The 9,100-nt window shown below is 45.9% G+C and carries 10 protein-coding genes; 4 read left to right on the top strand and 6 right to left on the bottom strand.

Features of this window, described 5'->3' with window-relative positions; genetic code table 11:
* Positions 1-117: 117 nt before the first annotated feature.
* The 5 genes from RBB45_RS22035 to RBB45_RS22015 all read right to left on the bottom strand — a co-directional run bounded on the left by RBB45_RS22035 (position 118) and on the right by RBB45_RS22015 (position 4,451).
* Positions 118-585 (bottom strand): YkyB family protein, encoded by a 468-nt coding sequence (locus RBB45_RS22035; RefSeq protein WP_009794302.1) that lies wholly within the window; start codon positions 583-585, stop codon positions 118-120.
* A gap of 146 nt (positions 586-731) precedes the next feature.
* A complete protein-coding gene (locus tag RBB45_RS22030) occupies positions 732-2,006 on the bottom strand; it encodes an MFS transporter (RefSeq protein WP_009794303.1) in 1,275 nt (424 codons plus the stop codon).
* The gene (locus RBB45_RS22025; protein ID WP_306010335.1) at positions 2,007-2,618 is read right to left on the bottom strand and encodes a PadR family transcriptional regulator; all 612 of its coding nucleotides are present in this window, start codon (positions 2,616-2,618) and stop codon (positions 2,007-2,009) included. It lies immediately after the preceding gene.
* 386 nt (positions 2,619-3,004) lie between these two features.
* Entirely contained in the window at positions 3,005-3,517 is a 513-nt protein-coding gene (locus RBB45_RS22020; protein WP_180827372.1) for a L,D-transpeptidase family protein, read from the bottom strand.
* Positions 3,518-3,584: 67 nt separating this feature from the next.
* Positions 3,585-4,451: a metallophosphoesterase gene (locus RBB45_RS22015; protein WP_094768868.1), complete on the bottom strand. Its 867-nt coding sequence runs from the start codon at positions 4,449-4,451 to the stop codon at positions 3,585-3,587.
* A 237-nt stretch (positions 4,452-4,688) separates the two neighbouring features.
* Between RBB45_RS22015 and fadH the strand changes: the two genes are divergently transcribed.
* Complete coding sequence (gene fadH, locus RBB45_RS22010; RefSeq protein ID WP_009794308.1) at positions 4,689-5,450, top strand: 2,4-dienoyl-CoA reductase; 762 nt, start codon at positions 4,689-4,691, stop codon at positions 5,448-5,450.
* Positions 5,451-5,490: 40 nt separating this feature from the next.
* On the opposite strand, the gene RBB45_RS22005 is transcribed toward fadH, so the two are convergent.
* Entirely contained in the window at positions 5,491-6,249 is a 759-nt protein-coding gene (locus RBB45_RS22005; protein ID WP_224950143.1) for a C39 family peptidase, read from the bottom strand.
* A gap of 193 nt (positions 6,250-6,442) precedes the next feature.
* On the opposite strand from RBB45_RS22005, the gene RBB45_RS22000 reads away from it, so the two are divergent.
* The 3 genes from RBB45_RS22000 to RBB45_RS21990 all read left to right on the top strand — a co-directional run bounded on the left by RBB45_RS22000 (position 6,443) and on the right by RBB45_RS21990 (position 9,079).
* Complete coding sequence (locus tag RBB45_RS22000) at positions 6,443-7,657, top strand: EAL domain-containing protein (RefSeq protein WP_224950145.1); 1,215 nt, start codon at positions 6,443-6,445, stop codon at positions 7,655-7,657.
* Positions 7,658-7,726: 69 nt separating this feature from the next.
* Complete coding sequence (locus RBB45_RS21995; RefSeq protein ID WP_009794313.1) at positions 7,727-7,966, top strand: hypothetical protein; 240 nt, start codon at positions 7,727-7,729, stop codon at positions 7,964-7,966.
* Positions 7,967-8,419: 453 nt separating this feature from the next.
* The gene (locus RBB45_RS21990; RefSeq protein ID WP_224950147.1) at positions 8,420-9,079 is read left to right on the top strand and encodes a DUF3993 domain-containing protein; all 660 of its coding nucleotides are present in this window, start codon (positions 8,420-8,422) and stop codon (positions 9,077-9,079) included.
* Positions 9,080-9,100: the final 21 nt, after the last annotated feature.

The following is a 9,100-nucleotide window of genomic DNA, read 5'->3' as shown; positions in this document are numbered from 1 at the left end:
CAGCTCCGGGCGCTAGCCCCTCGAGTCATAAGCCACTCCAGGATTGAAGGCAAAGAACGCCTTCTATCCTGGAGCGTCTTATGCTTGTCGGGGCTGAGCAAGCGCCCTCCGCTTTTCTTAGTAGCTTTCTCCCAGTTTCTTGAATACCGGTTTTTGGTATTTCTTCTTTTTATCATGCTGCTGATTTTCCGATTCTTCCTTTAATCCTGTATAAGAAGACAGGAGTTTTTTTGCTTGTCCGAGTGGAAGCCGGGTTTTTGGATTGCGCACGGCGGAATCAAGCTTCCCGAGGTGGGGAAGGTCCTCGAAATCCTTTTTGGCAGGAGGGATGTGGAAGGTATAGCTCCCGCACTCCACCAGGACGTCTGATTGCTGCTGGCTGTATCTTGGATTGCCGGAATAGTGAAGGCCGATTTTACGGGCATCTCCGTTTTTAATCAGCTTCAGGATTGCTTCGTGCTTCAGTTTATATAAAAATTTAGGGTTTGTCGCTGTTTTCGCATGGCGGTTCACAGTGAAGATGGCTTGAGAGAGGTTTTCAACCGTTGAATGCAGCCGGGGGGTCTGACTCTTGTCCGAATTCAATGTTTTGGCTCCTTTCTAATCTTTAAACATAATAGAAACCATTGTACCAGCTTTTTCCGCAGATTAAAAGTCATGTCTTCCATATAACTGCCAGAGGAAGAGATATAATTCATTATACCTCTTCCTTCTGGTTTTTGGAAAGATTATCAGACGGAGTGGCTGATTGATTTCTCCGGAGCTGACGCTTTAAGCTTCTTAAGTACGTAGAGCAGCACTAGAGCCCCCATTAGGCAAGTGGCGCTTCCTGCACCAGCCATAACATAAGATACACCCCATAATTTGGCCAGAAGGGCTCCCGCAGCAGGTGCAATCAGCATCGCGAAGGTCTGCAGGCCCATGGCTGCAGCAGATACCCTGCCCATCATTTTCTGCGGTGTTTCGGACTGCAGCACATAACCATATGGAACAGCTTCACCTGCTCCGAAAAAGCCGAGCAGGAAGGCACCTGCAAGCCAGACTATTTGGGGGAGATCAAGGATGCCGAAGCTGCCCAATCCGACCAGGATAATAAAAAGTCCGCTGATAAATGCTGAAGCAGACATTAAATGGATCGGACCCTTTTTCCAGAAAGTCCATTTTCCAAGCGCCAGTGACCCGGCAACACTCCCAAGGCCCACAGCACTGATCAAAAAGGTGAAACTTTCTTGCGTGAATCCGAGATTTTTTGCGACAAAGATAAACAGTCCATCATATAGGAAGATGATGAAAAATGCGGCAGAAGACAGCAGAATAGAAATCTTCAATAGCCGTGTGCCGGCAATATGCCTGATGCCAGCTGCGAAATCTGTCCAAAAGCTTTGCTCTTTCTCACCGGTCCTTTTTGCGGTTTCTGCATCGGCAGGCAATCCTTTGGATGCCGGCAGTGAGGCCAAAAAGAGGATGCTGACCAGAAAACCGGCCGCTTCAAACAGAAACGGGCTCTTGGTACCGAATACGGCCATGAGGAGGCCCCCAAGCGCAGGGCCGGCAATTTTCATGGTATTCACTGACAGCTGGCTCAGCGTCACAGCCTCCGGCAGCTTATCTTCGGCCACAATTGCCCGGATCATGCTTTGCCTTGCCGGGTCATAAAGAGCAGCAGCAGTCCCTTTTAAAAAGACAAACAGCAGCAGTACATACAAATTTGGCGACCAGAAAAGTCCTGCGACAAATACAATTTTGCAAAACATGCAAACCATCATCAAAGTTTTCTTTGGCAGTCTGTCAACAAACACACTTGCAAACGGCCCGATCAAGACCCAGGGAATACCAAGAGTGATGATAACGGCAGCAATGGCAGATTCGCCAAGCCCCCAGTAATAGACAACAATGACCTGCAATGCCACAAAATCCAGCCAATTACCTAAATCGGAAAAGACCTGCGCCCCAAAAAGGGAACGGAAGGCTTTATCTTTCAACGGGGAGAAAATGCCGTTTTTCATTTATTCATCCTCCGATTTCAGTCCGAGCGATTCCCTGCGCCTGGACAGCAATTTTTTCTCTGCCCCGGTTGGATCCTGGCCTTCGGGCAATTCCCCGGCTTTTAATATGGATATGCTCTCGTCGATCCATCTCAGCTCCGTCTCCAGCCGCATCTCTGCATAGCGGATCGTCAGCATGCCTATACTGCTGACATAGGAAATCCCGTTCCTTGGCCATTCTTTCACGAAACAAAGGATATCTTCGGATTCGCGTTTTCTTTTCTCGAGATGGCTGATTAAATGGCGGGTATCCATATCCTTGTGCCAGGTGCTCATTTTCATGAATAGTTCATCTTTGACTGCCGGGTATGCTGGCGGGGTGCACAGCCACTCTTCAAATTCCTGCCACCCTTTTTCCGTCAGTTCATACAATTTTTTATTCCGTCCATTTTCCTCTTTTTCCATTGAGTATACATAGCCCTCTTCCTCCAGCTTTTTCAGCTTCGGATAAATGCTTCCATAGCTCATGCCCCAATAAAGCCCTGCTGCTTTATGTTCAAATTCTGATTTAATATCATAGCCAGAGCTGGGCCAAAAGCTTAGTACTGCAAGTAAGCTGTGTTCAGTTGACAAGATAATCCCTCCACATATCATATTGATATATCGACTTGATATATCAATATGATACATCAGATGGAAGAAAATCACAATAGGCTTTTTTATATTTTGGCTGTGTTAGTGTACCTTGTTGGTTTTGGGCTCATTTTTAGCCAGATATTCGTCCTGCGGCCAAAAAAGCGAGATTTCTTTCGGCAGGACGAATATCTGGCTGCAGAAATGCGCGCAAACGAGAGTTTCACACGATGAGCCCAAAATCAACAGCAATGTTTAACAAAGCCTATTTTTTGATTTGTTTGAAAATCCGGCAGGAAGAAACTAATAGAAAGATTACGGGCAGCCAATATTTCTAATCAAAATGGAAAACCCCATCCTGCCAATCTTTGCAGGATGGGGTTCTTTCAATTTCTAATCATAACCCGTGTTCCATTTGGTACAATTCCGGAAAGTTCCAGTACATCCTGGTTATTCATCCGCACACAGCCTTTGGAGACTGCCTTGCCGATGGAAGCAGGGTTATTGGTGCCATGGATCCCGTAGCCTGCTTTTGATAAAGAAAGCCACATGATGCCATAAGGACCGCCAGGATTGGGTTCGCGATTAACAATTACATAATCGCCTGGCGGTGTTTGTGTCAGCATCTTGCCGATGCCGACAGGATAGGTTTTTTGCAGGATTCCATTTTTAAGGAGAGACAAGCGGCGGGTGGATAACGTAATGCTTATTGAATACGGGATTGCTGAAGGCTCAGGAAGTCCGGGAATCATCACTCTTTGCCCTTGATAAATCTGATTGGGGTTGCTGATTTGCGGGTTTGCGGCCAATAACTGGGCAATCGGGCGGCGGTAGTCCATTGAGATGCTTGTCAGGGTTTCGCCTTGCCTTACTGTATGGTAGATAAGCAGCCACTCCATTCACAGGTTTATTACAGCATATGCACCCAGCGGCTGTATTTTTCCTCCTGAGTGCAGATGTCTGCTCTCAGGAGGAATGGAAGGTGAAAAGTGTCAGCTCAGGCTTGGATAAAAATCTGAATGGAAGCCTTGTAGTGCCGAGCCCTCGATTGACATAAAGAGTCAAAGGGTCTGTGTCGCCGATTGTATAAAAGCCTTCATAGTATTTTTGTCCATAAGGCGGGGTGACCAGTGCCCCAAAAAACGGAATCTTAACCTGTCCTCCGTGGCTGTGGCCGCTCAGCTGAAAGTGGAAGGAATTTTCATATGCCTTGTCTGCCAGGTCCGGAGCGTGTGACAGGAGGATGCTGTAGTGTCCTTCCGGAATGCTTCCTGCCGTTTTTTTCAAATCGGGCCTTCCGAGCATGGCATCATCAACTCCCGCTATATAAATGCTGTTCTCTCCAAGCTTCACTTGATGAGACTCATTGAGGAGGAGTCTGAAGCCGCTTTTTTCAATGATATTTTTATAGATATCGGACCCGTAACCGCCGTGGTCATGGTTGCCGTAAACGGCAAATTTGCCGAAAGGGGCATTAAGCTGCTCAAGGATTGAGACAATCTGCTCTGCCTGCATGAATTTATTAGGCTCATCCATCAGATCCCCAGTAAAGAAGATGATATCCGGCTCCAGGCTGTTTATTTTGCCGGCGAGTTTTTCAAGCTGGCCTAGCGTGTACTGGAAGCCTATATGGGTATCGCTGAATTGCACAGCCCTGAAATTATTGAAGGCCTGCGGGATGGATGGATCTATTATCTTATGGACGGCCGTGTCCAGTAACTTCGGTTCAATCTCCCGCGCGTAATAATAGCTTCCGGAGCCTGCCGCCAATGCTGTCAAAAGAGACCCGGCAGCTGTTTTCAGAAATGATCTTCGTGATATTTTTTTAGTCATATATCTACCAGCCTATCTATATATGAATATACGTATTTATACTATCAGACAAGTGCGGGGAAAAGAAGGCGGCAATTCGCAGCAAATCGAAGAACAAGGTGACATTAAAGGAAAAAATTAGAAAAGAACTCTGTCCAAATCTCTTTCTAATAATTTTATATTAAAAATATTAGAAAATTCTTCATTTATGTTAAAATAGAATAATGAACGACTATTCATTTTTTGAGGGGGATTTTCATGGAAGGCAAAACAGTCATAGTGACCGGCGGATCGAGCGGGATGGGCAAATATATGGCAAAAAGATTCTCGGAAGCTGGAGCAAATGTCATGATTACCGGCCGCAATATGGAAAAGCTGGAGGAAGCTAAAAAGGAAATTGAAACGAAGGGAGAAGTGCTTCCTTTTCAAATGGATGTCAGGGAGCCTGAGCATGTTAAAGCGATGGCGGAAAAAGCACATGATACTTTTGGCAGCATTGATTTTCTTGTCAATAATGCTGCTGGAAACTTCATTTGCCCGGCAGAGAGCCTGAGCGCCAATGGCTGGAATTCCGTCATTAATATCGTTTTAAATGGAACATTTTACTGCAGCAGCGAAATCGGAAAGTATTGGATTGAGAAGGGCATTAAAGGCAGCATCATCAACATGGTTGCCACTTATGCCTGGGATGCCGGGCCGGGGGTGATTCACTCGGCGGCTGCTAAGGCGGGGGTTCTTTCAATGACAAGGACGCTTGCTGTTGAGTGGGGCAGGAAGTATGGCATCCGTGTTAATGCAATAGCGCCAGGTCCTATTGAAAGGACAGGCGGTGCAGAAAAGCTTTGGGAGTCAGAGGAAGCAGCGAAAAGAACCTTGAACAGTGTCCCTTTAGGCCGGCTTGGAAAGCCGGAGGAAATTGCCGGGCTTGCGTTCTTCCTCTTTTCTGAACAAGCTGCCTATATTAATGGTGAATGTATTTCAATGGATGGGGGCCAGTGGCTCAACCAGCATCCTTTTTAACTGCTATGAGAACAGCGGCCTATCAGGCCGCTGCTCTTTCTTATTTATAGCTAATTGCCCTGGATTTCAATGCAAGCCATGAGGATTTGAATTTTTCTTTTGTGATGCGCACCTGTTTTTTCCCTGACAGCGGGTCATTTATATAAACAAACCGTGTGTCATAGCCTACAAGGGTTACCGCATGCAAATCGAGCGGCGTTTTAATTAACTCACCTTCATGCGTCCAGGATTCCCATCGGTCAGGAAGCCTGTAATCACCTGTTGTCCATACTACTGCAGGATAGCCCTGGCTTACGTGTGACAGAATGTCTTCAAAGGATTTCCCCGTCAGATTCACTGCTCTGCCAGGAAGGTACTGCAGGGCCAGTTCAAAGATCGGTTTATCAAAGGCTGCATAGCCCGCTTTCTTTCCGGTCATGTCCCCGACAAACCCGTGGGCAGGATTTCCCCATTGAACAATATCCCTGTTTGATTTTATAATTGGATCAGGATCTTTTTTTATTTTGTGATAAAGGTCCATTTTATCAGCCTTGACTCCTGCGTATTGGAGCATCATGGCAAGGCTCGTCACTTCACAGCCATATTTCAGCTCAGGATTCTGCTTTATCAGCGGAACATCCAATATAACCTTCTCCCTGCCGGCAGCATTTTCAGGCTGCCCGGCAGTCTCCTTGCCTGCTGACAGGTTTTCTTGTATCTCACCCGAAGACTGGCCCTTCATTGCAGACTCCTGTTTGTCGAGGTGGCTGCTGCAGCCCAGCAGCGGAAGCATTAAGATGATCATATACATATTTTTCAAGGCTGGCCCTTCCTTCTATCCGGCGTTCCGAAAACAGGCCATGCCAGATCAAGAAACGGCTCCAGTTTTATTTTTATCATGGCTGGCCAAAGTTATTCCGGCGGTGTTGAACTTGGCCATATGCCTGCTGCGGGGAGTGCTTACATCCTGTTTGGCAGGCTCCAATAATTAAAATGAAAGGCGGGGAAAAGCGATGGATGCATTGGATATATTAACAGAACTTGACCGCGTTATACCGCATTTCCAGGCCATATTCAGTGCTGACGAACATAAGGTTATCGGTTATGAGGTATTGGGGAGATTTACTGCCGGCGGCTCGGCCGAAAGCCTTGGCCCGTTTTTTCTGGATGACAGCATCCCCGAAGAATACAGGCTTGAAGTGGATAACATGGTCCTGATGAAAGCACTCGATCATTTTGCCGGCAGGAAAGGGGAAGAGCTCATTTTCATCAACCGGGACGCCAGTCTTCTCATGCACGATTCCGGGGAGCATTTCCTGCAGCTCCTTTTGCAATACCAGGATAAAGGCATCAGCCCCGAAAGAATTGTACTCGAGATTACCGAAAGAAACTACAAGGGAGATCTTGAACACCTCGATCACCTCCTTAATTACTACAGGACGTACGGAATCAAGATAGCCGTTGACAATATGGGGAATGACAGCAGCAGGCTTGACAGGATCGGCCAGCTTTCCCCTGATATCATTAAAGCGGACCTAAAGGGTCTCAGGTCGAATGCGTCAGCTGCATCCTACCGCGATATTTTGTATTCTCTTTCCCTCCTGGCAAGAAGAATCGGGGCGACTCTCCTGTTTGAAAATATTGAAATGGTGTACCAGCTGCAGTTCGCCTGGAAAAATGGCGGAAGATACTACCAGGGATTTTATTTGTCCACACCCCAGGCTGCTACTATCGAGAAAGATTACCTGAAGGAAAAGCTGAAAACTGAATTCCATCGTTTTATCCTCCATGAAACAAAGAAGCTGGAAAAGATCCATGCAGCTGCTGAAGGATTTCAGACTAAAATCCAGGAGCTTTTGTCCAAGTACAAGAAAATTCAGGATTATGAAGAGCTTCTGCTGGCATTGTCGGGGGAAATGGATGGAGTTGCTTTCAGGATGTACGTATGCGATGTGGAAGGCTTCCAGCAGTCCCCCAATATCTTCAAAAAGGATGGAGACTGGATCATCCAGCATAAATATTACAGGAAGAACTGGAGCTGGCGCCCATACTTCCTTGAAAACATAGTGAGGATGAGAAATGACCAAAAAGGAATCCTGTCTGATCTGTACAGTGATATTGAAACAGGGGAAACCATCAGGACTTTTTCTTTCCCTTTGCATTCAAAGGATTACCTTTTCATAGATATTGCTTATTCTTTCTTGTATGACCAGGAAGGTCTGTTATAAGATTTTTCCTGTATAGTCCCTGAAGGTAAGTGGCACATTAGGAATACTACTTTCCCGGGGGGAATTCAAATGAGCGCTTTTATGACCATCCTTCTGATCATCGCTGCAGGCATTCTGCTGACCGGCTTATTATATACGATGTCCATCGCGCGAAATCAGAGAGCGGTAAAGGGAGATATGGATTCAAGCATTTCCCGGCAGGTGCAGGATCATCCTTACATCCGGAATCCTGTCATTCTGACATATGCCATCTGCTTCATTCTTTTAGTCATCTTTATTGCCTACTACACAACTACAGTCAGCTGGTAGCTGATATGAAAAGGAGGGACTGCCGTTCAGGCAGTCTCTTTTTATTATTTGGCTGTGTTAGTGTTCCCTGTTGATTTGGGGCTGCTGGCTGAAATACAGCCACAAATCAACAATAATGTTTAATAAATCCTATTATTCAAGAAATTATTAAAAGTATGTCTGTGAATTATTTGGAATATTTCATCAACGTCCAGCAGCTCCACCGAGGTCACAAGCCAAACTTCCCAAAAAGGCAAAGAACGCCTTTCTGGGAGGTTCGTCTAATGCTTGTCGGGATGATTAAGAGCTTGCGCTTTTGTCCTTCCAATAAATGCACAGGTGAAATTCCTTGAAAACTGTTAGTCCTTCCTTAAATCGGGTAATTTCTTTAATAAATGTAAGAACTGTTCTAAAAAATTCATTTGTTTTTTAATTTAAGGATTATGACAAATAAACAATGAGGAGGAAGGATTTGTGTATATAAAAAGGATGATTATCCTGTCTGCTGCAGCCATTCTGGCGTTTATGCTTCCGAAGGCAGGTGCAGAAGCTGCTGAAGACCATGCTCTGGAAAACAGGGAAGAGGTGCTGCAGTTCCTGGAAAGTGCTTTTGAAGCGCAGACATCTCTGAGTGAGGAGCCAAGATCGCTGGAAGAGATAGAAGCTGTTCTTGACCCTTATTTTACAGACAGCTATGCAAGCCTCTTTCTGCAGGAGAACCTGTCAGAGGAAGGGAACGGAAATATTATTTACGGAACTGACTTTGGTTTGTATTATATACCGTTCTTTGAGTTTACGGAGGAGACGAAAGTGGTCATTGATCCTGAAAAAATTCTTGTATTTGAATATTTTCCAGCAATGAACGAAGGTCCAACTGCTTATGCAGGACATTATGAAGGCATCCGGATCGAAAAAACTGATTCAGGCTGGAAAGTGGCAGAATGGCTTTATGATGAGGCGCCCCTGAATATATTATCAAGTGCGACTTCTGATTTAGTATACAAAGGATCCAATGACAGGACCGGATTCTCAAGGGATGCGGATAATCTTAAACCGATGGCCGGCAGCGTTTTGCCGGTTCCCGGCCTGACCCTGAGCGGCAGTGATAAAAGGCTGCTGCTGATGGAGGCATAAAGAAGAGAGCAGGCTGCAGCC

Origin of the sequence: Bacillus sp. MMSF_3328 (genome assembly GCF_030733525.1) — a bacterium.
GTDB lineage: Bacteria > Bacillota > Bacilli > Bacillales > Cytobacillaceae > Bacillus_AB > Bacillus_AB infantis.
The sequence above is the reverse complement of the archived record's forward strand: the minus strand, read 5'-3'. Positions and strand labels throughout refer to the sequence as shown.

Excerpts from the sequence above, each read along its gene's own strand:
- RBB45_RS22030 (WP_009794303.1), bottom strand. The coding sequence starts at position 2,006 with ATGAAAAACGGCATTTTCTCCCCGTTGAAAGATAAAGCCTTCCGTTCC.
- RBB45_RS22020 (WP_180827372.1), bottom strand. The coding sequence starts at position 3,517 with ATGGAGTGGCTGCTTATCTACCATACAGTAAGGCAAGGCGAAACCCTG.
- RBB45_RS22015 (WP_094768868.1), bottom strand. The coding sequence starts at position 4,451 with ATGACTAAAAAAATATCACGAAGATCATTTCTGAAAACAGCTGCCGGG.
- fadH (WP_009794308.1), top strand. The coding sequence starts at position 4,689 with ATGGAAGGCAAAACAGTCATAGTGACCGGCGGATCGAGCGGGATGGGC.
- RBB45_RS22000 (WP_224950145.1), top strand. The coding sequence starts at position 6,443 with ATGGATGCATTGGATATATTAACAGAACTTGACCGCGTTATACCGCAT.
- RBB45_RS21995 (WP_009794313.1), top strand. The coding sequence starts at position 7,727 with ATGAGCGCTTTTATGACCATCCTTCTGATCATCGCTGCAGGCATTCTG.